Here is a 24,018-nt window from a genome sequence, read left to right on the forward strand (position 1 = left end):
AAGGAATTGTCTCCGACACTCACCACAAGTGATGAGCGACGAGGTCAATAAATTGGCATTGACAATGTGCACGCTGTTGAGTTCTCAAGGACCAGACGCACTCTCCGCTCGACCCGTGAAGGATTCCGCCAGAGAGGCATTCGTTCTTGGTGTGACCACCGGTGACGTCGAACACTGAGGTACTTGTCGTACCGACGTGCTCTGTGGCTCATCGCGTAGGAGAGAACCGGTGGAGTAGTCATCCTAGGCGTCGGAGCCGGTTGGCGCAAGGCCAGTTCCGAACTCCTGTGGAGGATGGTCCCGCTTGAGGGCCGACGTGCTCTGGGCTTTCGCTCCAGCCGCTCCGCCGCACCTTTGGGGTGACGAGAGGAAACATTACGGGCGGATCGGCCAGAGCGCCAAGCCAGGCCAGATCCCGGGCGTGTCGCATCGTGCAACACCGGCGCCGGAACACGACGAAGCCCGGTCCTCGCAAGGGAGAACCGGGCTTCGGGCGGGCGGTGGTCAGGCGGTGAGGGTCACGCCGGCGAGGGTCTTCTTGCCACGCCGGACGACGAGCACGCCCCCGGGCAACGCGAGGTCGGCCAGCACCGCGGTCGGGTCGTCGGCCCGGGCGTTGTTCACGTAGACCCCGCCCTGGTCGATCGCGCGCCGGGCTTCCCCGAGGGACTTCACCAGCTCGGTCTCGACGAGGGCCTTCGCGAGGTCGTCGCCCGGGTCGAGCGACACCGACCCCGGGAGCTCGGCGATCGCGGACTGCAGGGTCTGGGCATCGAGGGCCTCGAGGTCCCCGTTGCCGAACAGCGCAGCCGACGCATCGATCGCCGCCTGCGTGGCTTCGACCCCGTGCACGAGCGAGGTGACCTCGAACGCCAGGGTCCGCTGGGCCTCTCGTCGGAAGGGCTCGTCGGCGACCGCCCGCTCGAGTCGTTCGATCTCCGCCCTGGGCAGGAACGTGAACTCCCGCAGCCGGGCGATGACGTCGGCGTCCGCTGTGTTGAGCCAGAACTGGTACAGCGCGTACGGCGAGGTCATCTCGGCGTCGAGCCAGATGGCGTTGCCCTCGCTCTTGCCGAACTTGGTGCCGTCGGAGTTCGTGATCAGCGGGGTCCCGAGCGCGTGCACCGTCGCCCCCTCGGCACGGCGGATCAGCTCCGTCCCCGAGGTCAGGTTGCCCCACTGGTCGGAGCCACCGGTCTGCAGCGTGCACCCGTACTGCAGGAAGAGCTCCCGGTAGTCCAGCCCCTGCAGGATCTGGTAGCTGAACTCCGTGTAGCTGATCCCCGCGTCCGAGTTCAGCCGTGCCGCGACGGCGTCCTTCTTGAGCATCGAGTTGACGCGGAAGTACTTGCCGATGTCGCGGAGGAAGTCGATCGCGGACAGCGGCGACGTCCAGTCGAGGTTGTTCACGAGCCGCACGCCGTTGTCCCCGTCCGGACTGAGGAACCGCGACACCTGCTCCTGCAGGCGGCTCACCCAGTTCGACACCGTCTCGCGGGTGTTCAACGTTCGTTCGGCCGTGGGCCGCGGGTCCCCGATCAGGCCGGTCGATCCCCCGACGAGCGCGAGTGGTCGATGCCCCGCGAGCTGCAACCGACGCATGGTCAGGAGCTGCAGGAGGTTGCCGCAGTGCAGCGACGGCGCCGTGGGGTCGAACCCGCAGTAGTAGGTGATCGGGTCGCCGTCGAGGGCCTTCTGCAGGGCGGTCTCGTCGGTCGAGACCTGCACCAGACCGCGCCACCGGAGTTCGTCCCACACCGAGTCGAATGTGGGGTCGTTCTGTTGGCGCGTCAGGACGTCGGGAGCGGGATCACTGGACACCGGTCCATCGTAGCGGCGGACGCCGACGCCATCGGGTCGGCAGGGAGAGCGGCCGGGAGGCTCGGCTCGGCCTGGTCAGTCGACCGCGCCCTTGTGCCGCCGGTACGTCGAGACCGTCGGCTCCCCCGGCAGCCAGAACCGCCACGGGAAGGTCCCGCCACCGGCGCGGCCGGCGACGCCGGTCCGCGGCCCACGGTGGATGCCGGGGTCGGAGGCGAGCTCGGCGAGGACCGCAGCCGGACCGTGGGTGGCGATCCGGGCCTCCAGACCGGGAGCCAGGGCGAGCACGTACGGACCGGAGCCGTCGAGGACCGACGTGCCGTCGTCCGTGCCGAGCACCGCGCCGATGGCCGCACCGAGGTTGCCGGGGCCCCGCGCGAGCTGGACGTCCGAGACGGCAGCGCCCCGACGCCCGCGGGCGATGTCGACGCCGTCGACCACCTCGGCGCCACGGAGCAGGGACCCGGAGGACGTCCCGGTGTCGCCGCTCACCACATTGACGCAGGTGTGGATGCCGTACGAGCGGTAGGCGTAGAGCGTCCCGGCCGGCCCGAACAGGTTGCGGTTCCGGTCCGTCATCCCGCGGTGCCCGTGGGATCCGGGATCGGTGGGGCCGAAGTAGGCCTCGACCTCGGTGATGCGGATCGTGACGCCCTTGCCGGTCAGCGTGGCGCCGAGCAGGGCTGGCGCCGACAGCGGAGCCGGCGCCGCGAGGACCGCGAGCGCAGCACTCGTCATCGCGTGAAGGGCGCTCCCGCGGCGAGGTCACGGACACGCTGCGTGAGCGTCGCGAGCTGTTCGACCACGCGGTCAGGCGCGGTGCCGCCGACACCCGAGCGCGAGGCGACGCTCCCCTCGATGGTGAGCACGGCGCGGACGTCGGGCGTGAGGTGCTCCGAGACGGCGGCGTACTCCTCGTCGGTCGGGTCGTCGAGCTCGATGCCGCGCTCCTCGCAGTACCGGACGAGTGCACCCGAGACCTCGTGGGCGTCGCGGAACGGCACGCCCTGTCGGACGAGCCACTCGGCCACGTCGGTGGCGAGCGAGAAGCCCTGCGGCGCGAGCTCGGCCATCCGGTCGGTGTCGAAGGACAGGGTCGCGACCATGCCCGTGAAGGCCGGCAGCAGGACCTCGAGCGTCGTGACGGAGTCGAAGACGGGCTCCTTGTCCTCCTGGAGGTCGCGGTTGTACGCCAACGGGAGGCCCTTGAAGGTCGCGAGCAGCCCGGTGAGGTTGCCGAGGAGCCGGCCGGACTTGCCGCGAGCGAGCTCGGCGATGTCAGGGTTCTTCTTCTGCGGCATGATGCTCGACCCGGTGGAGAACGCGTCGTGGAGCCGGACGAAGCCGAACTCCTTCGTGTTCCACAGGATGACCTCTTCCGCCAGGCGCGAGACGTCGATGCCGATCTGCGCGAGGACGTAGGCGAACTCGGCGACCGTGTCCCGCGCGGCGGTGGCGTCGATCGAGTTCTCCGCGGGGCGGTCGAAGCCGAGCTCGAGGGCGATCGCCGTCGGGTCGAGTCCGAGGGAGCTGCCGGCGAGTGCCCCGGCGCCGTACGGGCTCACGCTGGCGCGGCCGGACCAGTCGCGGAGGCGTTCGAGGTCCCGCACCAGGGGCCACGCGTGCGCGAGGAGGTGGTGCGCGAGGAGGACCGGCTGCGCGTGTTGCAGGTGCGTGCGCCCGGGCATGATCGCGCCCTGGTGCTCGCTCGCCTGCTGGCTGATCGCGTCGACGAGGTCGATGACCATCCGGCCGATGCGCCGGCCGTGGTCGAGCATGTGCATGCGGCCGAGCGTGGCGATCTGGTCGTTGCGACTGCGGCCGGCGCGGAGCTTGCCGCCGAGGGCCGGGCCGAGGTCCGCGATGAGCAGGCGTTCGAGGGCGCCGTGGACGTCCTCGTCCGACTCGTCCGGCTGCAGGGAGCCGTCGGCGTGGGCGGCGTCGAGGCGGTCGAGCCCGGCGGTCATGGCCTCGAGCTCGTCCGCCGTCAGGTACCCCGCCGAGTGCAGGGCCCTGGCGTGCGCCCGGGAACCGGCGAGGTCGTACGGCGCGAGCTGCCAGTCGAAGTGCGTCGACTTCGACAGAGCGGCGAGTTCGGCGCTCGGCCCGTCCGCGAACCGGGCGCCCCACAGGGCGCCGGCGTTGGTGCCGTCGGTCTTGGTGGCGTGCGTCTCCGGCCGGGAGGCTCCGCTTGCGTCCGTCATGTCGTCCTGCGTCGTGTCGTGGGTCGGTCTGGGTCGGTCTTGGTCGTGACGAGCGGGGCGGAGGTGGGTCGGGCCTCCAGTGCGGTGCGGACGGCGCGACCGACTGGTCGCGCCGTCCGCGACGGGTCAGTTCGCCAGATCGCGGCGAGCGGAGATCTTGGACGGGAGCGACCAGATCTCGATGAAGCCCTTCGACAGCGACTGGTCGAACGTGTCGCCGGTGTCGTAGGTCGCGAGGTCGAAGTCGTACAGCGACTGCTCGCTGCGGCGACCCGTGACCGTCGCGCGACCGCCGTGCAGCTGCATGCGGATGTCGCCCGAGACGTACTGCTGGGTGTCGTTGATGAAGGCGTCGAGCGAGCGCTTGAGCCCGCCGAACCAGAGCCCGTCGTAGACCAGGTCGGCCCACTCGGACTCGACACCGCGCTTGTAGCGGTTCACGTCGCGCTCGAGGGTCAGGCTCTCGAGCTCTTCGTGCGCGGCGATGAGCGCCATCGCGGCCGGGGCCTCGTAGACCTCGCGCGACTTGATGCCGACGAGACGGTCCTCGACGACGTCGATGCGGCCGACGCCGTGCTTGCCGGCGAGGGCGTTGAGCTCCTGCACGATGCGCAGGACGCTGAAGCGCTGGCCGTCGAGGGCGACCGGGATGCCCTGCTCGAACGTGATCGTGACCTCGTCGGCGTCGCGCGCGATCGCCGGGTCCTGCGTGTAGGCGTAGAGGTCCTCGATCGGGGCGTTCCACGGGTCCTCGAGGAACCCGGTCTCCACCGCGCGGCCCCAGACGTTCTGGTCGATCGAGTACGGCGACTTCTTGCTCTGGAGGATCGGCAGGTCGTGCTCCTGCGCGTAGATGATCGCCTTGTCGCGGGTGAGCGCGAGGTCGCGGACCGGAGCGACGCTCGTCAGGTCGGGTGCGATCGCGGCGACGGCGGCCTCGAAGCGGACCTGGTCGTTGCCCTTGCCGGTGCAGCCGTGGGCGACGCTGTCGGCGCCGAGCTGCTTGGCGGTCAGGGCGAGGTGCTTCGCGATGAGCGGGCGGCTCAGCGCGGAGACCAGCGGGTAGCGCTTCTGGTAGAGCGCGTTCGCCTTGAGGGCCGGCACGAGGTAGTCGTCGGCGAACTCGTCCTTCGCGTCGATGACCACCGACTCCACGGCGCCGCAGTCGAGCGCGCGCTGCCGGATGGCCTCCATGTCCTCGCCACCCTGGCCGACGTCCACCGCCAGCGCGACGACCTCTTTGCCGGTGGCGTCCTTGAGCCAGCCGATGCCGACGGAGGTGTCGAGTCCTCCGGAGTACGCCAGTACGACGCGGTCTGCCATGTGATGTCTCCTAGGGGTGTTGGGGTCAGTTGGTCGCGGCCGGGGCCGCGGTCGCGGTGTTCGCGGTCGCGGTGTTCGCTGCGAGGAGCCAGGCGAGCAGGGCCTTCTGGGCGTGGAGACGGTTCTCCGCCTCGTCCCAGATGATGCTGCGCGGGCCGTCGATCACGTCGGCGGTCACCTCGTAGCCCCGGTCGGCCGGCAGGCAGTGCATGAACACGGCGTCGTCGGCCGCGTGGGCCATCATCGCGTCGTCGACGCGGTAGCCGTTGAAGGTGTCGAGTCGCTGCTGCTTCTCGTCCTCCTTGCCCATCGAGACCCACGTGTCGGTCACGACGACGTCGGCTCCGGCGACCGCGGCGACCGGGTCAGTCACCACGAGCACCGATCCACCGGTCTCGGCGGCGCGCTGCTCGGCGTCCGTGACCACCTGCGGGGTGGGTGAGAACGCGCTCGGGGAGCCGACGCGGACGTGCATGCCGGCGGTCGCGCAGGCCAGCAGGTACGAGTGCGCCATGTTGCTCGCCCCGTCACCGACGAACGCGATGGTCTGTCCGGCGAGGGCGCCGCGGTGCTCGCGGATGGTGAGCAGGTCCGCGAGGAGCTGGCAGGGGTGGAAGTCGTCGGAGAGCGCGTTCACGACGGGCACGGACGTGCTCGCGGCCATCTCCTCGAGTCCGGCCTGGCCGTAGGTGCGCCAGACGATCGCCGAGACCATGCGCTCGAGCACGCGGGCGGTGTCCGACGGGGTCTCCTTGCCGCCGAGCTGGCTGTTGGCGGTCGAGATGATGAGCGGGCTGCCGCCGAGGTCACTGATGCCGACGTGGAAGGACACCCGGGTGCGGGTGGACGACTTGTCGAAGATCACGGCGACGCTCTGCGGGCCGGCGAGGGGCTTGGCACCCCAGCGGTCGCGCTTCATCTCGACGGCGAGGTCGAGGATCGCGGACTGCTCGGCCTGGGTCAGGTCGTCGTCACGGAGGAAGTGGCGGGTCATGCGGGGGTCTCCTGGTGAGCGCCCTCGACGGACGCCATGCTCTGGGCGAGGATCGCGAGGAACTCGTCGATCTCGGCGTCGGTGACGATGAGCGGCGGCGCGATGCGCAGGCTCGACTCGTTCGGGGCGTTGACGATAAGGCCGCGCTCGAGGGCGGCTGCGGCGATCGCGGCCGCGACGGGCAGGTGCAGCCCGACGCCGATCAGGAGCCCGGTCCCCCGGACCTCCTGCACGAGCGGCGAGCCGAACGCGCTGATGCCGCTGCGGATGCGCTCGCCCTTCGTGACGGCGCCCTCGACGAGCCCGGCGGACTCGATCTCGGTCAGCACGGCGTTCGCGACGCGGGTGCCGAGCGGGTTGCCGCCGAAGGTCGAGCCGTGCTGGCCCGCGGAGAACAGGTCGGACGCCCAGCCGAAGGTCACGAGCGCGCCGATCGGGAAGCCGCCGGCGATGCCCTTCGCGACCGTGATGGCGTCCGGGACGACGTCGTACTGCTGGAACGCGAACCACGAACCGGTGCGACCGACCCCGGTCTGGATCTCGTCGAGGACGAGGAGCGCGCCGTGCTGCTCGGTCAGGCGCCGGGCGGCCGCGAGGAAGCCCTCGGGCAGGTCGACCACGCCGGCCTCGCCCTTGATCGGCTCGATGAACAGCGCCGCGACGGTGTCGTCGATCGCGTGTTCCAAGGCTTCGATCGAGGTGTCGATGTGCTCGACGCCCGGGATCATCGGCAGGAAGTCCTCCTGCAGCGCGGGCTTGCCGGTGAGTGCGAGGGCGCCCATCGTGCGCCCGTGGAAGGCCTGCTTGAGCGCCAGGATGCGGGTCTTCCGGCCGTCGGCACCGCGGTTCAGCCGCGCGAGCTTGAAGGCGGCCTCGTTCGCTTCGGCTCCGGAGTTGCCGAAGTACACGCGGCCGGCGTCCCCGGCGCCGGAGATCCGCTTGAGGCGTTCGGCGAGCTCGAGCTGGGGCGGGGTCGCGAAGTAGTTCGAGACGTGCACCAGCTTGGCCGCCTGGTCGCTGATGGCCTCGACCAGGGCGGGGTGGGCGTGCCCGAGGGAGTTCACGGCGATGCCGGCGAGGAAGTCGAGGTACTCGTTGCCGTCCACGTCCCAGACACGGCAGCCCTGGCCGCGCTCGAGCATGATCTTCGGGGGCGTGAGGGATCGCATGAGCGACGCCCCGAACCGGTCGTTCCAGGTCTCGGTCTGCGTCTCGGTGCTCACCGTGCGGTTCCCTTCGTCTGCGTGGTGTCGTGGGTCACTGCCGGACCGCGTCGGCCGATCTCGGCGTGGGTGTTCTGGTTCTCGGTCCGCCTGCTCGGGTCCGGGATCACCTCGGTGCCGGCGCCGCGGAGCGTGAAGACCTCGAGCAGGATCGAGTGCGGGATGCGGCCGTCGATGATCGTCGCGCCGCCGACCCCGCCGACCACGGCGTCGAGGCAGGCGGTCATCTTCGGGATCATCCCGGACTCGAGCGACGGCAGGAGCTCCCGCAGTTCCTCGACCGCGATGAGGTCGATGATCGAGTCGCGGTCGGGCCAGTTGCGGTAGAGCCCGGGGACGTCGGTCAGCATCAGCAGCTTCGACGCACCCAGCGCGATCGCGAGGGCGGCCGCCGCGGCGTCGGCGTTCACGTTGAGCGCTTGGTCGGGGTCGGCGTCGTCGATCGCGATGCTCGACACGACCGGGATCTGGTTCGCCCGGATCGCCGCGAGGACACCGGAGGGGTCGACATGGGTGATGTCACCGACGTGACCGAGGTCGAAGTGCTCGCCGTCGACGACGACGCCCTTCTGTTCGCCGGTGAACAACGAGCCGCCGTCACCGAAGACACCGACACCGATGCCGTCGCCGTGTTCGTTCATCAGGTCGACGATCTCGCGGTTGACCTCGCCGGCGAGGACGTCGCGGACGACGGTGATCGCCTCGGTCGTGGTGACGCGGTAGCCGCCGCGGAACTCGGACTCGATGCCCTGTTCCTTCAGCGCTGCGGAGATCTGCGGGCCGCCGCCGTGCACGACGACCGGGTGCAGGCCGGCGTAGCGGAGGTAGACCATGTCCTCGGCGAAGGCGCGCTTGAGGTCGTCGTTCACCATGGCGTTCCCGCCGAACTTGACGACGACGATCTTGCCGGAGAACCGCTTGAGCCAGGGCAGGGACTCGATGAGCGTCGCGGCCTTGACGGCGGCAAGCTCGTGGTCGTGCTGCTTGGTGCGTGTGTCGTCGGCCATCAGCTGGAGTACGCGCTGTTCTCGTGGACGTAGTCGTGCGTCAGGTCGTTCGTCAGGATGGTCGCCGAGTACGGCCCCACCCCGAGGTCGATGAGCACGTCGGTGTCGCGCGGGGTGAGGTCGACCTCGTCGCTGGGGCGGTCGGGCGCACCCGCGTGGCACACCCGCACGCCGTTCATCGAGACGTCCACCGCGTAGGGGTCGAACTCGGCGTCGGTGGTGCCGATCGCCGCGAGCACCCGCCCCCAGTTGGGGTCGTTGCCGAACACGGCCGCCTTGAAGAGGTTGTTCCTGGCGACGCTGCGGCCGACCGTGACGGCGTCGTCCTCGGTCGCGGCGTTCACGACGTGGATCGCGATGTCGTGGCTCGCGCCCTCGGCGTCCTGCTGCAGCTGCCGGGCCAGGTCGGCGCAGACGACGGTCAGGGCCTCCTGGAAGTCGCCGACCTCTGGCGTGACGCCGGAGGCACCGGAGGACATCAGCACGACCGTGTCGTTCGTCGACATGCAGCCGTCGGAGTCGACCCGGTCGAACGTGACGCGGGTCGCTGCTCGCAGGGCCTGGTCGAGCTCGTCGGAGGTGAGGAGCGCGTCGGTCGTGATCACGACGAGCATCGTCGCGAGCCCTGGCGCGAGCATGCCGGCGCCCTTGGCCATGCCGCCGACGGTCCAGCCGTCCTCGGTCACGACGGACTGCTTCGGCTTCGTGTCGGTCGTCATGATCGCCCGGGCCGCGTCCGGTCCGCCGGTCTCGGTGAGCAAGTCGTTCGCCAGTGCCACCCCGTGCAGGACGTGGTCGCGGAAGGTCTGGTCACCGACGCCGATGAGCCCGGTGGAGCAGACGACGACGTCGCCGGCACCGATGCCGAGCGCGTCGGCCACGGCCTCGGCCGTCATGTGCGTGGTCTGGAAGCCGAACGCGCCGGTGAAGCAGTTCGCGCCGCCGGAGTTCAGGAAGACGGCCCGTGCCACGCCGTCGCCGACGACCTGGCGGGACCAGATCACCGGGTGCGCCTGCGCGCGGTTGCTGGTGAAGACGGCGGCGACCGCCGATTCCGGGCCGTCGTTCACGACGAGCGCCGCGTCGGGGGTGCCGCTCTGCTTGAGCCCGGCGGTCACCCCGGCGGCGCGGAAGCCCGCTGCTGCGGTGACGCCCTGGCCGTCGGTCGGGGCCTGGAGGCTCGGTGCGGCCTGGTCCTGCTGGTTCGTGTCGGTCACGGTGCGACTCCGTCCACGCTGAGGCCGAGGGTCTCCGGCAGACCGAGTGCGATGTTGGCCGACTGGACGGCTGCACCGCCGGTGCCCTTGGCGAGGTTGTCGAGGGCGGTCACCGCGACGACGCGTCCGGCTGCCTCGTCGACGGTCACGCCGATGAGTGCCGTGTTCGCGCCGATGGTGTCCGCGACCCGGGGGAACTGGCCCTCTGGCAGCAGGTGCACGAAGGGCTCGTCCGCGTAGGCCTGCTCCCAGGCGAGGCGGACGTCCCGCGCGCTGACGCCCGGCGCCAGCTTGGCGGTGGTCGTCGCGAGGATTCCGCGGGACATCGGCACGAGGACCGGGGTGAACGAGATCGTGACGTCCGAGGCGCCGGCCACCCGCAGGTTCTGCTGGATCTCCGGGACGTGCCGGTGCTTCCCGCCGACGGCGTACGCGCTGGCGGAGCCCATGATCTCGGCCGCGAGGTAGGTCGGCTCGAGCTTCTTGCCCGCACCGGACGGCCCGACGCTGAGCACCGCGACGATGTCGTCGCCCTGCACGAGTCCGGCCTGGATCCCCGGCTGGATGCCGAGCGTGATCGCGGTCACGTTGCACCCGGGCACCGCGATGCGCTTGGTCGAGGCGAGTTCGGTGCGCTGTCGGCTCTGCGCGACGATGTCGTCGACGTCGCGCCACTCGTCCGCCGAACCGGGGGTCGGTGCCGCGTGCAGGAGCTCGGGCAAGCCGTAGGTCCACGCGCCGTGGTACTCGCCGCCGTAGAAGGCGTCCCATGCTGCCGGGTCGGTCAGTCGGTGGTCGGCGCCGCAGTCCACCACGAGGGTGTCGTCGTCGAGCTCCGCGGTGATCGCTCCGGACTGCCCGTGCGGCAGCGCCAGGAAGACCACGTCGTGCCCACGAAGCGTCTCCGCCGTCGTCTCGACCAGGGTCAGGTGCGACAGCGAACGGAGGTGCGGCTGCGTCGCGACGAGCGGCTGCCCGGCGTTCGAGAACGCGGTGACCGTCCTGACGTCGAACTCGGGATGGGCGGAGAGGATGCGCAGCAGCTCACCACCCGCGTAGCCACTGGCTCCCGCCACGGCGACGGATACGGACATGGGATTCCACCTTCGGTCGGACTGTTCGTCGAGGATCTGAGGCGGCGGCCCCGGGCGGTGCTGGTCCCAGTGGGATCAGTCGCGCAGGGTCGCCCCGAATCGCTCGCCGGCACGTCGGACAGCGCCGTCACGGGCCACGGAGGCCTCGGCAGCGGTCAGGGTGCGGTCCGTGGCGCGGAAGCGCAGCGCGAACGTCAGGGACTTCTGTCCCTCGTCCACGCCGGAGCCCCGGTAGTCATCCACGAGGCGAGCATACTCCAACAGCTCTCCGGCGCCAGAGCGCACCGCGTGGAGCACCTCGCCCGCGGGGACGTCGACGCCGACCACCAGGGAGAGGTCCTGGGTCGCGGCCGGGTAGGACACGATCGGCGCCACGTGCACGGCATCCGGGACCGCGGCGACCACCGCGTCGAGGTCGATCTCCACGACGGCGACGACCCGCGGCAGGTCCGCCGCGTCCGTCAGCTCGGGCAGCAGTTCGCCAGCGACGCCGACGACGGACTCCCCGACCAGGAGCGCGGCCGCGCGGCCCGGGTGCAGCGACGGGTGGCTCGTCTGCACCACGGTGAGCTGGACCCCGGCCGCCCAGGCGACGGTGCGGGCGACGTCGAGCGCGTCCGCGATGCCGAACGGCTGCGGGAGCACGCCGGGCTGCTTGACGAGGCGGTTGCCCGTCAGGAGCGCCGACACGTGGAACGGCTGCGCGGGCAGGGCGGCGTCGAGCGCGAGGAGGGTCTCGGCACCCGGGTGCTCCGCGCCGACGGGGACCTCGGTGGTGCCGAGTTCGGCGTCGGCCACGGGGAGGAACACCCGCGAGGTCTCGTACACGGCCAGGTCGACCAGGCCACGGGAGACGTTGCGCCGGGCGACGTCCACGAGCGCGGGCAGGCCGCTGCGACGGAGCAGGTCCTGCGCGCTGTCGAGGGCGTTCGCGAGCACGACGCTCGGGCCGCCCTCGGCGTCGATGCCCGGGTACGCCGCCGCCGTCGCTGCCGACAGGAACGGCGCGGTGACGACCTCGGTCAGGCCGTCGGCCGCCAGGGCTGCTGCCACGCGGCGGAGTGCCCGCTGGTGCGCGGTCAGGCCCCGTCCGGGCGGCGCGACGGGCAGGACACTCGGGATGCGGTCGTAGCCGACGATGCGGGCCACTTCCTCGACCAGGGTGGTGTCGTCGGTCAGGTCGGGGCGCCAGGTGGGCGGCGTGACGAGGAGCTGCTCGCCGTCGACCTCCACCGTCGCACCGAGGGCGCGCAGGGTGTCGGTCACCTCGGCGTCGGAGTACTCCACGCCGATCAGTTCGGACGGGCGGGACAGGCGCATGGTCACGACGGGCCGCGGGGTGGTGTCGACCAGCGTGGAGCCGAGTGCGTCGGCTGTGCCACCGGCGAGCTCGACGAGGAGCTCCACCGCGCGGTCCGCGGCCGCCTCGGCCACCAGCGGGTCGACGCCGCGCTCGAAGCGACGGGAGGCCTCGCTCGGGAGCTTGTGGCGACGGGCGGTGCGGGCGACGGAGACCTGGTCGAAGCCGGCGGCCTCGATGAGGACGTCTGACGTGCTCGCGGAGATCTCGGTGCGGGCGCCGCCCATCACGCCGGCGAGTCCGACGGGGCCGTCGTCGTCGGTGATGACGAGGTCCTCGGGGTGGAGCTGCCGGGTGACGTCGTCGAGCGTCGTCAGGGTCTCCCCCGGTGCCGCACGACGGACGCCGAGTCCGCCCCGCACGGTCGCGAGGTCGTACCCGTGCAGGGGCTGTCCGAGCTCGAACATGACGTAGTTCGTGATGTCGACGGGCAGCGAGATGGAGCGGACACCGACGAGCGAGAGTCGCGACACCATCCAGGCCGGTGTCGGGCGCGCTGCATCGATGCCGCGGACGACCCGGGTCACGAAGGTCGAGGAACCGACGCGGCCGCGGATCGGCGCCTGGTCGTCGATGGTCACGGAGAACCCGTCGGCGGTCCGGTGCGCGACGCGGTCGACCGGGTCGTGGAACGAGGCGCCGGTGGCGTGGGCGTACTCGCGGGCGACGCCGCGCATGCTCAGCGCGTAGCCGCGGTCCGGGGTGACGTTGATCTCCACCGCGGCGTCGTCGAGGCCGAGGAGCGCGATGGCGTCCTGGCCGACGGTGGGCTCCATGCCCAGGTCGGCGAACCGGAGGATGCCGTCGTGCTCGTCCCCGAGCCCGAGTTCCCGTGCGGAGGCGATCATGCCGTCCGACACGTGGCCGTAGGTCTTGCGGGCGGCGATGGGGAACGGCCCGGGCAGCACGGCGCCCGGCAGCGTCACCACGACGAGGTCGCCGACGTCGAAGTTGTGCGCGCCGCAGACGATGCCGCGGGGCTCGGCCTCGCCGACGTCCACCTGGCACCAGTTGATCGTCTTGCCGTTCTTCTGCGGCTCCGGGACGCGCTCGAGCACCCGGCCGACCACGACGGGGCCGGTGAGGTCGTAGGTGTGAACGGCTTCTTCCTCGAACCCGACCGACACGAGCGCCGCGTGGACGTGCTCGAGGGTGGCGTCCTCGGGGAGGTCGACCGACTCACCGAGCCAGCGGAGTGGGACGCGCATCAGACCACCGTTCCGAACTGCTGCGAGAAGCGGATGTCGCCCTCGAGGAAGTCACGCATGTCGTTCAGGCCGTTGCGGAACTGGAGCGTCCGCTCGATGCCCATGCCGAAGGCGAAGCCCTGGTACTCGTCGGGGTCGATGCCGGCCGACCGCAGGACGTTCTGGTTGACCATGCCGCACCCGCCCCACTCGACCCAGCGCGCGCCGCCCTTGGCGTTCGGCTGCCAGACGTCCATCTCGGCGGAGGGCTCGGTGAACGGGAAGTAGTTCGGGCGCAGCCGGATCTGGGCTTCGTCGCCGAACATCTGCCGTGCGAAGTGCTCGAGCGTGCCGCGCAGGTGCGCCATCGTCAGGCCCTTGTCGATCGCGATGCCCTCGACCTGCGTGAAGACCGGCAGGTGCGTGGCGTCGAGCTCGTCCGCGCGGTAGACCCGGCCGGGCGCGATGACGTAGAGGGGGAGGTCCCGCGAGAGCAGCGACCGGATCTGCACCGGCGACGTGTGCGTGCGCATGACCAGGTGCCGCTCGACCGGCTCGACGAAGACGGTGTCCGCCATCGCGCGGGCGGGGTGGTCCTGGTCGAAGTTCAGGGCGTCGAAGTTGAACCACTCGTGCTCGAGCTCGGGGCCCTCTGCCACTTCCCACCCCATGCCGACGAAGATGTCGGCCACGGTCTCGTTCAGCAGCGAGAGCGGGTGCCGGGAGCCGGGGACACGGGTGGACGGCAGCGCGGTGACGTCGACACGCTCGGCGTCGAGCCGCGCGCGCTCCTCAGCCTCGGCGAGGACCGACTCCTGCTCGGCGACCGCACCGTTGACCCGACCGCGCGCCTGCCCGACGAGCTTGCCCGCCTGGGCCTTCTGCTCCGGCGGGACACTGCGCATCGACGCGTTCATCCGCGCGAGCGTCGACTGCTCGCCGGTGTGCTCCGCCCTGGCCTGCTTGAGCTCGGCGACCGTCGTGGCGGCACGGACTGCGGCGAGGGCCGCGTCGACCGCGTCGGCGACGGCCGATTCGCTGATCTCGAGAGGTTCTGACACAGCACCAGAGCCTACCGGCCCCTGGGATACCGCCGTTCTGTACCGGACGGACTGTGGAGGAGTCCGGACAAGCGCCGCCTGTGGAGGGAGGAGTCAGACGGAACGCTGTGCGAACGCGGACTCGTACAGGCACACCGACGCAGCGGTCGCCAGGTTCATCGACTCGGCACGGCCGTAGATCGGTACCTTCACGGCACGGTCGACCATGGCGAGGTCCTCGGAGGTGAGCCCGCGGGCCTCGTTCCCGAAGACCCATACGGTCGGACCGTCGAGCAGCCCCTCGGCGCGGACGTCGGGCAGGTCGTCGCCGGACACGTCCGCCGCGAGCACCGTGTACCCGAGCGACTTCGCGCGCTCGATCGTGTCCGCCAGCCCGACGCCGACCGACACCGGGACGTGGAACAGCGAGCCGGTGGTCGACCGGACGACCTTGGGGTTGTACGGGTCGACGCTGCGCCCGGTGAGGACCACTGCGTCGGCACCGGCCGAGTCGGCCGCGCGGATGATGGTGCCGGCGTTGCCCGGGTCACGCACCTCCTCGAGGATCGCGACCAGTCCCGGGAGCCCGCCCTCCGAGGCGGACGTGTCGGCGGCCTCCTGGCTGACCCGGTCGGGGAAGACCTGCCGCACCGACGTCGGGAACTGCTCACAGACCGCGACGACGCCCTGTGGGGTGACCGTGTCGGCCATCGCGTCGAGGACCTGCTCGGTCACGAACCAGGTGTCGACCTGGGTGTCGGCGAGCCCGTACCGCTCGGCAGCGGTCGGCGTCACGTAGAGCTCGCGGAGGAGCTCCGGCCGGTACTCGAGGGCTTCGCGGACGGCCTGCGGGCCCTCCAGCAGGAACAGCCCGGTCTCGGCGCGCACGTCCTTCCTCGTCAGCGCGGCGACGGCCTTGACGCGTCCGGCACGGGGGTTCTCCAGGAGATCAGTCACGGACACAGTCTCGCAGGCCACCGGCCGGGGGATGCACGACGCCCCCGTTCCGCGGACGGAACGGGGGCGTCATCGGCCCTGACGGGCACGGGAGCTGCTGACTACGCTGCGGCCTTGGGAGCCGAGGTGTCGGCCGGGAGGGCCTTCTTGGCCGACTCGACGAGTGCGGCGAAGGTGTCCGGGTTGTTCACGGCGAGGTCCGCGAGGATGCGACGGTCGACCTCGATGCCGGCCAGGGCGAGGCCCTGGATGAGGCGGTTGTAGGTCAGGCCGTTCGCGCGGGAGGCTGCGTTGATGCGCTGGATCCAGAGGCGACGGAACTCGCCCTTCTTCGCGTGACGGTCACGGTACGCGTAGACGAGGGAGTGGGTGACCTGCTCCTTGGCCTTGCGGTACAGGCGCGAACGCTGGCCGCGGTAGCCCTCGGCGCGTTCGAGGATGACGCGGCGCTTCTTGGCGGCGTTGACCGCTCTCTTGACTCTTGCCATTGGTCTGTTCCTTTACGATCCGGGGCGGCTCAGTGGCCGAGGAGCTTCTTGACGTTCTTGGCGTCGGCCTTCGAGAGGACCTGGTCCTCGTTCAGGCGCGCCTTGCGCTTGGAGGACTTGACCTCGAGGTTGTGACGCATACCGGCCTGCTGCTTCATGATCTTGCCGGTACCGGTGACCTTGAAGCGCTTCTTCGACCCGGAGTGGGTCTTCTGCTTGGGCATGGTGGTGCCTTTCCGTGGGATGGATGGGGGACCGCGTCATTGCGGGGTCGGTCTGGGGGGACCTATTCAGTCGTGGACTCGGCCTGGGCCGTCTCCTGCGACGCAGCCGGGGCTTCGTCGTCCGACTTGGTCTTCGTGGCGTGCTCCGTCGCGCGGCGCTCGGCCTTCTCGGCTGCACGCTTGGCGTTCTGCTCGCCCTTGACGTCGGACTTGTTCTTGAGGGGCGCGATGATCATCGTCATGTTGCGGCCGTCCTGCGTGGGCCGCGACTCGACGACGCCGAACTCGGCGATCTCCTCGGCGAACTTGTGCAGCAGTCGGACACCCTGCTCCGGACGCGACTGCTCGCGGCCACGGAAGAGGATCATCGCCTTCACCTTGTCGCCACCGAGGAGGAAGCCCTCGGCGCGCTTGCGCTTCGTCTCGTAGTCGTGCACGTCGATCTTCAGGCGGAAGCGGACCTCTTTCAGGTCGGTGTTGACCTGGTTGCGGCGGGCTTCCTTGGCCTTCTGAGCGGCTTCGTACTTGAACTTGCCGTAGTCCATGATCTTGGCCACGGGCGGCTTCGAGTTCGGCGCGACCTCGACCAGATCCAGCTCGGCTTCCTGCGCGAGGCGCAGTGCAACGGCGATGGGGACAACGCCGACCTGCTCGCCCTGGGGTCCGACGAGACGGACTTCGGGGACGCGGATTCGGTCGTTGGTACGGGGATCGGTGATGCGGAGCTCCTTCAATCTGGTGGTGGCCGTCCGAGGCATTCGCCTGGACGACGGCACGAGAGAGGAGATCTGACGCACGGGTACACGACCCGTTCGGCAGCCGCCCGACTCCGGATCAGTGATCCGGACTGCCGGCGCCCGTGCAGTGACTGCATGGACTCCGGTGGAGCGGTGGTGACCCGGTAGCCTGGTGGTTCGTGGCCGCGGGTGGGAGTGACTCCTCTTCGTGATGCGATCTGCAGGTCCGGTTCATTCGAGAACACACCGGGCATGCGGACAGCATCTGCCGCGGAGAGTCTAGCAGAGGAGCACCGTGACCGACACCCCGCCCAACGACCTCGCCACCGAGGCCCCCATCGACGACACCGACGCCGCGCGCGACATCTCCGAGGTCCCCGCGGTCGAGCTCATCAACACCGTGGCCGTGCACCTGCTGAGCGCCGCGGCCGTGAAGGTCGGGCTCGCGGACGACCCGCAGCAGCAGACCGACCTGGACGAGGCGCGCAAGCTCATCACCGCCCTGGCCGGCCTGGTCACCGCGGCCGCGACCGAGATCGGCGACCAGCACGCCCGTCCGCTGCGCGACGGTCTGCGTTCGGTCCAGCTCGCGTTCCGCGAGGCGTCCGCCATCCCCGACGCGCCGGGCGCCGGCCCTGGGGAGAAGTACACCGGTCCCGTCAACTGACGGGTCGGGACGTCACCAGATGACGGACGGGAGGCTCGGTGCCAGCTGGCACCGAGCCTCCCGTCCGTCACGGTGTCGCGACCAGCGCCCTCAGGACGCGACGAGGCGCTCGACCGCTGCCACCGGGATGCCGACCCAGGTCGGCCGGTTGCGCGCTTCGTAGACCACTTCGTAGACGGCCTTGTCGACCTCGAACGCGTCGAGGACCGCGTGGTGCGCGGTGAGGTCGGCGCCGATCCCGCGCTCGTAGCCGGAGAGGAAGGCAGCGCGGGCCTCGCGCGCCCAGTCGGCTGCGTCCACCGGGTCGTCGTCGTGTGCGAGTGCGCCGGCGACGTAGTCGAACGAGCGGAGCATGCCGGCGACGTCGCGGAGGGGCACGTCGGGCAGGGAGCGTTCGTCGAGCGGGCGCAGGGGCTCACCCTCGAAGTCGAGGAAGACCCAACCGCGGGGTTCCGGTGCGGAGAGCACCTGGCCGAGGTGCAGGTCACCGTGGATGCGCTGCAGCGCGGGCCACTCGACGGCAGCGGCGCGCTCGTACACGGCGCGGACGGCGTCGGCGTGTTCAGCGATCGCGGGGACCTCGGCGGCGGCGGTGTCGAGCCGGCTGCGCATGGTCTCGATCGCGGCGGCGACGCGGTCCGGGGTGGCGGGCACGGTCGGCATCACCCCGGCGAGGGTCACGTGGATCTCGGCGAGCGCGGCACCGAGCCGGTCGGCGCCGTCCGCGAAGGACTCGCCCCGGCGGGCGTCGTCGAGGGCGACGCGCCAGGCGTCGTCGAGGCCGGGCAGGAACTCCTGCGCGAAGGCGAGGTGTCCGCTCGCGATGCCGTCCTCGCGGCCGGTGTCCGGCCACTCGCCGTGCAGCGCGCCGAAGACCTTCGGGACCCGGGCGGACCCGGCTGCCGAGAGCGCCTGCTGGGTCGTGACGTCCGGGTTGTCGCCGTGGTGCAGGACACGGAACACCTTGACGATGACGGTGCCGTTGTCCTCGGTCTCGCAGATGATCGAGGTGTTGGACTGCTCGCCGCGCAGCACGCGGGCGCTCGTGACGCGGCCGATCGGACGCAGGGACTCCTCGCCGGCGTCGATGCGCCCGAGGAGCCAGCGCGCGTAGGCCGGGTCGTGGGGGCCGTCGTACTGCGTGCCGTCGGGGTCGATGCGGGCGGCCTCGAGGTCGGGGACGGGTTCGTGGTGCTCGGTGACGGGCACCTGGTAGAGGACGGCTCCGGTGGCGGCGTCGTCGATGACGAAGCGGGTGGTCACCCGGGCCTCGTCGGTGGTCTCGTCGATCTCGGCGATCGTGCGGAGGACGGGGACACCGCCCTTCGCCGCGTACCAGCGCTGCTGAGCCATCCACTGTGCGACGTCGGTCATGCCTCAGGACGCTACGCGACGGCGGCACCGGTGGTCACAGGTCCTCCACAAGGCGTGCCCGTTCCTCCGCTCTCCACAGGGCGCGACGCCCCCGGTGCCGTCCGGGCTGCGGCGGACGACACTGTCGCCATGGACACCTCGAACGCACCCAGCGACACCACCGCCGGAGCACTCGCCGAGCCGCGGCGGTCCTGGCGCATCCCGGACGACCGACGGCTCCCGGCGCTCGAGCCCTTCGCCCACACCGTCGAGCGGACGCCGGCGCTCACGGTCCGCGAGACCCTGTGGGACACGGCGGGACGGACCCTGGCCTTCGCGGGCATCGAGGTGCTGCGGGCGGAGGGCGCCGCGGGCGGGGACGCCGACGTGTCCGAGGCTGGCGCGTGGTCGATCGACCGCGGTGACGGACCCGTGCCGCTGCCCCCGGGTGTCGACGACCAGCGTCCGCCTCGGGATGCCGTCGAGGTGTTCCTGCGCGGGCGGCCGATGCAGGTCGTCCGGGTCCGGGACACCTCGACGACCCTCGTGGTGCTGCGCGGCAAGGACGGCCGTGTCCGAGCCGAGGTCGCCGACGTGCGGGTGGACGAGGGCGACCCGGACACGGCGCTCCTCCGCAGCGCGCGGTGGTGGGCGCTGACGGACGACGGTGACCCGGGCTCCGTCTCCCGGTCGGTCGAGCGGGCACTCCTCGACGCGGCCGAGGACCCCGGCCGCGGACCGGACGACCCCGTGCCGCGCCTGGCACCGGTCCGTCGACCGGCAGCGGACTCCAGCCCTCGACCCCGACCGGGCACGGCGGCGGCGTTCGTCCGCGACGTCGTGGTGGGCCTCCGTGCGGAGCTGGTCGCGATCGACCCGCGGGTGCGGGCGGACGAGCGGAAGTCCGTCCACGACCTGCGGAAGGTGCTGCGCCGTCTCCGGAGCGTGCTGGCGGTGTTCCGCGGGGCGCTCGACCGGGACGCCACCGAGCAGCTGCGCGGTCGGTTGGCCGAGGTCAGCGGGGTGGCCGGGGCCGCGCGGGACGCCGAGGTGCTCCGCGACCGGCTGCTCCGCTCGGCGTCCCGGGCGCCGGAGGGCTTCGTCGACGCCGACACGCTCGACCGGCTCGGGGCGCGGTTCGAGGACCACCGCACGACGACGACGGCCGAGCTGCGGCGGGTCATGGGTTCGGCCGCGTGGTTCGAGGCCCTCGACGCCCTCGACGAACTGGTCGAGGGCACTCCCCCGGGCTCGCACGCCACCGACCCCGCGGCGACCTTCGTGGCGAAGCGCATCCGGCGCGAGCGACGGCGGGTCCTGGCGCTGCTCGAGGACCCGGCGGCGGGCTCCGGTGTCGGCAGCGAGGACCTCGAGGCGCTGCACCGACAACGGAAGGGAGCGCGCCGCTTGCGGTACGCACTGCAGGCCGCCGGGGACACGGCCGACGTCGGGAAGCGGCGACTCGGGCGGCTGCGGCGGGTGCAGGACACAGTCGGGGACGCGCTCGATGCCGCCCACGCCGCCGAGGCGTACCGCGCAGCCGTGGGGTCGGGCTCGGATCCGAGTGCGTTCGTCCTCGGGGTGTTGGCGACGACCGAGCGCATCATCGTCGAGCGGCAGGTCACCGAGGGTCGACGTCTGCTCACCGGGCTCGGTGCTGCTCTGCGATGAGGCGCCGCTCTGCGATGAGGCGCCGCTCTGCGATGAGGTGCCGCTCTGCGAGGATGAGGGCGTGCCGCACTACCTCGAGGACCTCGCCGCCGGACAGACCTTCACGACCCCTGGTCGCACGATCACCGAGGCCGACGTGGTGTCGTTCGCCTCGTGGACGAACGACAACAACCAGGTGCACACGGACGTCGAGTTCGCCGCGCGCACCCGGTACGGCCAGCGGATCGTGCACGGGATGCTCGGCGCCTCGCTCTGCGTGGGGCTCATCGCCAGGACCGGCGTGTTCGAGGGCTCCGCGGTCGCGCTGCTCGGGATCGACCAGTGGCGCTTCACCGCCCCGGTCTTCATCGGGGACACCGTCAGGTGCCAGGTCGAGATCCTGTCGACGCGTCTGACCAGCTCCGGCACGACCGGCATCGTCGAGCGCCTGGTCACGCTCCGGAACCAGCACGACGAGGTCGTCCAGCAGGGGCGCATGGACGTCATGGTCCTGACGCGCGACGCTGCGATCGGCTGACACGGCCCTGCCACGACCCTGCCACGACTCGACGCGGATCCGGGCGGTGGTCGGGCCCGTGTGCGGTTGCCGAACACGGTTTACAACGATGTACCGATGGGCCAGCATGGAGGCATGAGCACGTTCGACGGCACCGTCGCCGCATCCCCCAGCGCATCAGCAGGCCTCCCCCTCGCCTCTCAGCAGGACGGGTCGTACCCCCGCCCCCAGATGCTCCGCGAGCACTGGGCCGACCTCGACGGGACGTGGTCGTTCCGGAACGAGGGCGACGACAGCGCCTGGCGATCGGGCTTCCCCGACGCCCGGGACATCACCGTGCCGTTCCCGCCCGAGTCCGTGGCGTCGGGCATCGACGAGCCCGGCTTCCACCCGGTCGTCTGGTACGCCCGAACGATCACCCGCAGCGACCTCGACGCTGCCGGCCTCGGCGACGCGGCACCGCGGCTCGTGCTGCACTTCGGTGCCGTCGACCACCGCGCCCGGGTCTGGATCGACGGCCACTTCATCGGCGAGCACGAGGGCGGCCACACGCCCTTCGCCTTCGACGTCACCGACGCCCTCGGCACGGACCCCGACGCCGAGCACACCCTGGTCGTCCGGGCCGAGGACGACCCGCACGACCTGACACAGCCTCGCGGCAAGCAGGACTGGCACGAGGACCCGCACACCATCTGGTACCGCCGAACGACCGGCATCTGGCAGACCGTCTGGCTCGAGGCCGTCCCGACCGCGTCGATCGCGTACCTCCGCTGGACGAACGTCGACCACGCCACACTCCGGCTGACGGTCCGCTTCGCCGGGGTCCGTGCCGGCGGGGAACGGCTGCGCGTCGAGGCCCGGTGGGAGGAGCGCGACGAGCACCTCGCGACGATCGAGTCAACCGTCGGCGACACCGTCACCGAGTTCGACGTGCTCGTGCCCCTCTCCCGCCAGGCGAACGGCCAGGCCGAGGACGAACTGCACTGGTCTCCGGAGCACCCACGGCTGGTCGACGCCACCGTCACCCTGGTCTCGAGCGCCGGCGACGCGATCGACACCGTGGCGTCGTACTTCGGCGTCCGCACGGTGGGGGTCGACGGCGGCGCGTTCCTGCTCAACGGCAGGAGCCACGACGTCCGCAGCGTCCTCAACCAGGGCTACTGGCCGGACTCGCACCTCGCGGCACCGTCGCGCGCGGCCCTGCGTCGCGAGGTCGAGCTCATCAAGGAGCTGGGCTTCAACGCGGCCAGGAACCACCAGAAGATCGAGGACCCCCGGTTCCTGTACTGGGCGGACCGCCTCGGGCTGTTCGTCTGGGGCGAGGCTCCCGGCGCCTACGAGTTCTCCCCGCGTGCCGTCCAGCGGCTGATGCGGGAGTGGATGGACGCCGTCGAGCGCGACGCCTCACACCCCTCCATCGTCACCTGGGTCCCCGCGAACGAGAGCTGGGGCGTGCAGCACATCGCCACGGACCCGGCGCAGCAGGCCTACGCCCGGTCGCTCGCCGACGTCACGCGCGCCATCGACCCGACGCGGCCGGTCATCTCCAACGACGGGTGGGAGCACCCCGACTCGGACATCATCACGGTCCACGACTACGAGGGCGACGGCCCCCGACTCGCGGCGACCTACGCCGACGACGCCGCGCGCACCGAGCTCTTCCACGGCATGGGGCCGGCCGACCGCTGGGTGCTCGTCGGCGGGGCGGAGGACCTCGGCCAGCCGGTGATGCTGACCGAGTTCGGTGGCGTCAACTACCAGCCCGGCTCCCAGCGTGAGGACGGCTGGGGCTACACCTCGGCCTCCGACGGCGACGACTGGATCACGCGGATCACCGCGCTCTACGACGCGATCCGCGCGAGCTCGTTCCTCGCCGGGTCCTGCTACACGCAGCTCACCGACACCATGCAGGAGACCAACGGCCTGCTGAACGCCGACCGCACCCCGAAGGTCCCGATCGAACAGATCCGGCGCGCGGTCACCGGGCACTAGCCGGGAGGCTCGTCCCCAGGGAGCAGGAATGGTCGGGTCCACGAGATGGACCCGACCATTGCTGCTCCCTCGACGCGCGGGTCAGCGCGCGTCAGGACGTGCGCGTCAGGACGCGAGGAAGCGCAGGACGACCTGGTTCCACTCGTCGCGGTGCGACGCGAGGACGCCGTGCGGGCCGCCCTCGATGACGTGGGTCTGGGCGTTCGGGATCGCGGCGGCGGTGCGCTGTCCGGAGACCTCGAACGGCACGATGCCGTCGGAGTCGCCGTGGATGACGAGCGTCGGGACGTCGACCTTGGTCAGGTCGTCCCGGAAGTCCGTCGTCGCGAACGCGGCCGTGCAGTCGAGCGTGCCCTTCGGCGAGGCCAGTTCGGCGATCGCCAGGTCGTAGGCCCGCTGGTCCTCGCTGACGAGGGGCTTCTTCACGAGCGATGGCTTGCCGCCGGCCGTGTAGAACATGTCGATGAACTCGTGCAGGAACGCCGGGCGGTCGCCGGTGATGCCGTTCGCGAACCAGTCGGCGAGGTCCTGGTCGACGCCGCCGTCCGGGTTCTCGTCCGACTTCCAGAGGTACGGCGGGACGGCGCTGGCGAAGACGAGCTTGGCGACCTTGCCCGTGCCGTACGTCGAGACGTAGCGCGCGAGCTCACCGCCGCCCATCGAGAAGCCGATCAGCGTCACGTTCTGCAGCCCGAGCTGGTCGATGAGCGTGTTCAGGTCGGCGGCGAAGGTGTCGTAGTCGTACCCGTTCCAGGGCTGCGACGACTGGCCGAAGCCACGGCGGTCGTAGGCGATGACGCGGTGGCCGGCCTCGACGAGCGCCGGGACCTGCCCCTCCCACGAGCGACCGGACAGCGGCCAGCCGTGGATGAGCACGACGGGGTCGCCCGACCCGAAGTCGTCGTAGTGGAGGTCGATGTCGTGCCCGTTCTCGGCGCCGACGGTGATGAACGGCATGGGTGT

Annotated in this window: 21 protein-coding genes; 4 read left to right on the plus strand and 17 right to left on the minus strand. The window is 71.1% G+C overall.

Translation table 11 applies throughout. The features are described 5' to 3' along the window. Positions 1-504: 504 nt before the first annotated feature. From tyrS to infC, 15 genes are all read right to left on the minus strand, one after another. Complete coding sequence (tyrS, locus tag BIU98_RS05720; protein ID WP_071273089.1) at positions 505-1,821, minus strand: tyrosine--tRNA ligase; 1,317 nt, start codon at positions 1,819-1,821, stop codon at positions 505-507. 75 nt (positions 1,822-1,896) lie between these two features. Continuing rightward, positions 1,897-2,559, minus strand: a complete 663-nt coding sequence (locus BIU98_RS05725) for a DNA-3-methyladenine glycosylase (RefSeq protein WP_071273092.1) — start codon at positions 2,557-2,559, stop codon at positions 1,897-1,899. Next, positions 2,556-4,025 carry an argininosuccinate lyase gene (gene argH, locus BIU98_RS05730; RefSeq protein WP_071273095.1) on the minus strand — a complete coding sequence of 490 codons (1,470 nt, stop codon included), beginning with the start codon at positions 4,023-4,025 and terminating at the stop codon, positions 2,556-2,558. Before argH ends, BIU98_RS05725 begins: the two co-directional genes overlap by 4 nt. Before the next feature lie 126 nt (positions 4,026-4,151). After that, positions 4,152-5,348, minus strand: a complete 1,197-nt coding sequence (locus tag BIU98_RS05735; protein WP_071273098.1) for an argininosuccinate synthase — start codon at positions 5,346-5,348, stop codon at positions 4,152-4,154. 25 nt (positions 5,349-5,373) lie between these two features. Further along, a complete protein-coding gene (argF, locus tag BIU98_RS05740; protein WP_071273101.1) occupies positions 5,374-6,342 on the minus strand; it encodes an ornithine carbamoyltransferase in 969 nt (322 codons plus the stop codon). Continuing rightward, positions 6,339-7,565, minus strand: a complete 1,227-nt coding sequence (locus tag BIU98_RS05745; RefSeq protein WP_071273104.1) for an acetylornithine transaminase — start codon at positions 7,563-7,565, stop codon at positions 6,339-6,341. The genes argF and BIU98_RS05745 overlap by 4 nt, the downstream gene beginning before the upstream one ends. After that, positions 7,562-8,572: an acetylglutamate kinase gene (gene argB / locus BIU98_RS05750; RefSeq protein WP_071273107.1), complete on the minus strand. Its 1,011-nt coding sequence runs from the start codon at positions 8,570-8,572 to the stop codon at positions 7,562-7,564. The genes BIU98_RS05745 and argB overlap by 4 nt, the downstream gene beginning before the upstream one ends. After that, positions 8,572-9,789: a bifunctional glutamate N-acetyltransferase/amino-acid acetyltransferase ArgJ gene (argJ, locus tag BIU98_RS05755; RefSeq protein ID WP_083393013.1), complete on the minus strand. Its 1,218-nt coding sequence runs from the start codon at positions 9,787-9,789 to the stop codon at positions 8,572-8,574. The genes argB and argJ overlap by 1 nt, the downstream gene beginning before the upstream one ends. Beyond that, the gene (locus tag BIU98_RS05760) at positions 9,786-10,883 is read right to left on the minus strand and encodes an N-acetyl-gamma-glutamyl-phosphate reductase (protein WP_071273110.1); all 1,098 of its coding nucleotides are present in this window, start codon (positions 10,881-10,883) and stop codon (positions 9,786-9,788) included. Before BIU98_RS05760 ends, argJ begins: the two co-directional genes overlap by 4 nt. 75 nt (positions 10,884-10,958) lie before the next feature. Continuing rightward, positions 10,959-13,451, minus strand: a complete 2,493-nt coding sequence (pheT, locus tag BIU98_RS05765) for a phenylalanine--tRNA ligase subunit beta (protein ID WP_071273113.1) — start codon at positions 13,449-13,451, stop codon at positions 10,959-10,961. Continuing rightward, complete coding sequence (pheS, locus tag BIU98_RS05770; protein WP_071273116.1) at positions 13,451-14,491, minus strand: phenylalanine--tRNA ligase subunit alpha; 1,041 nt, start codon at positions 14,489-14,491, stop codon at positions 13,451-13,453. Before pheS ends, pheT begins: the two co-directional genes overlap by 1 nt. Before the next feature lie 93 nt (positions 14,492-14,584). Next, on the minus strand, positions 14,585-15,427 hold the full coding sequence (locus BIU98_RS05775; protein WP_071273518.1) for an RNA methyltransferase: 843 nt from the start codon (positions 15,425-15,427) through the stop codon (positions 14,585-14,587). 101 nt (positions 15,428-15,528) lie between these two features. Then, entirely contained in the window at positions 15,529-15,915 is a 387-nt protein-coding gene (gene rplT / locus BIU98_RS05780) for a 50S ribosomal protein L20 (protein WP_071273119.1), read from the minus strand. A 29-nt stretch (positions 15,916-15,944) separates the two neighbouring features. Next, the gene (rpmI, locus tag BIU98_RS05785) at positions 15,945-16,139 is read right to left on the minus strand and encodes a 50S ribosomal protein L35 (RefSeq protein WP_071273122.1); all 195 of its coding nucleotides are present in this window, start codon (positions 16,137-16,139) and stop codon (positions 15,945-15,947) included. Positions 16,140-16,201: 62 nt separating this feature from the next. Beyond that, complete coding sequence (gene infC, locus BIU98_RS05790; RefSeq protein WP_071273125.1) at positions 16,202-16,897, minus strand: translation initiation factor IF-3; 696 nt, start codon at positions 16,895-16,897, stop codon at positions 16,202-16,204. Positions 16,898-17,213: 316 nt separating this feature from the next. On the opposite strand from infC, the gene BIU98_RS05795 reads away from it, so the two are divergent. Further along, positions 17,214-17,543 (plus strand): DUF1844 domain-containing protein, encoded by a 330-nt coding sequence (locus BIU98_RS05795; RefSeq protein WP_139200596.1) that lies wholly within the window; start codon positions 17,214-17,216, stop codon positions 17,541-17,543. Between the two features lie 90 nt (positions 17,544-17,633). Here BIU98_RS05795 and BIU98_RS05800 read toward each other — a convergent pair whose 3' ends face one another. Beyond that, positions 17,634-18,917: a phosphotransferase gene (locus tag BIU98_RS05800; RefSeq protein ID WP_071273131.1), complete on the minus strand. Its 1,284-nt coding sequence runs from the start codon at positions 18,915-18,917 to the stop codon at positions 17,634-17,636. Positions 18,918-19,046: 129 nt separating this feature from the next. Here BIU98_RS05800 and BIU98_RS19790 point away from each other — a divergent pair, with 129 nt between their 5' ends. The 3 genes from BIU98_RS19790 to BIU98_RS05815 all read left to right on the plus strand — a co-directional run bounded on the left by BIU98_RS19790 (position 19,047) and on the right by BIU98_RS05815 (position 23,055). After that, on the plus strand, positions 19,047-20,567 hold the full coding sequence (locus tag BIU98_RS19790) for a CHAD domain-containing protein (protein WP_071273134.1): 1,521 nt from the start codon (positions 19,047-19,049) through the stop codon (positions 20,565-20,567). 61 nt (positions 20,568-20,628) lie between these two features. Next, complete coding sequence (locus BIU98_RS05810) at positions 20,629-21,084, plus strand: MaoC/PaaZ C-terminal domain-containing protein (RefSeq protein WP_071273137.1); 456 nt, start codon at positions 20,629-20,631, stop codon at positions 21,082-21,084. A 114-nt stretch (positions 21,085-21,198) separates the two neighbouring features. Further along, complete coding sequence (locus tag BIU98_RS05815) at positions 21,199-23,055, plus strand: glycoside hydrolase family 2 (RefSeq protein ID WP_071273140.1); 1,857 nt, start codon at positions 21,199-21,201, stop codon at positions 23,053-23,055. Positions 23,056-23,160: 105 nt separating this feature from the next. Here the strand turns inward: BIU98_RS05815 and BIU98_RS05820 are convergent, their stop codons facing one another. After that, positions 23,161-24,012: an alpha/beta fold hydrolase gene (locus BIU98_RS05820; protein WP_071273143.1), complete on the minus strand. Its 852-nt coding sequence runs from the start codon at positions 24,010-24,012 to the stop codon at positions 23,161-23,163. Between the last annotated feature and the right edge of the window lie 6 nt (positions 24,013-24,018).

This window comes from Curtobacterium sp. MMLR14_010 (genome assembly GCF_001865015.1).
GTDB lineage: Bacteria > Actinomycetota > Actinomycetes > Actinomycetales > Microbacteriaceae > Curtobacterium.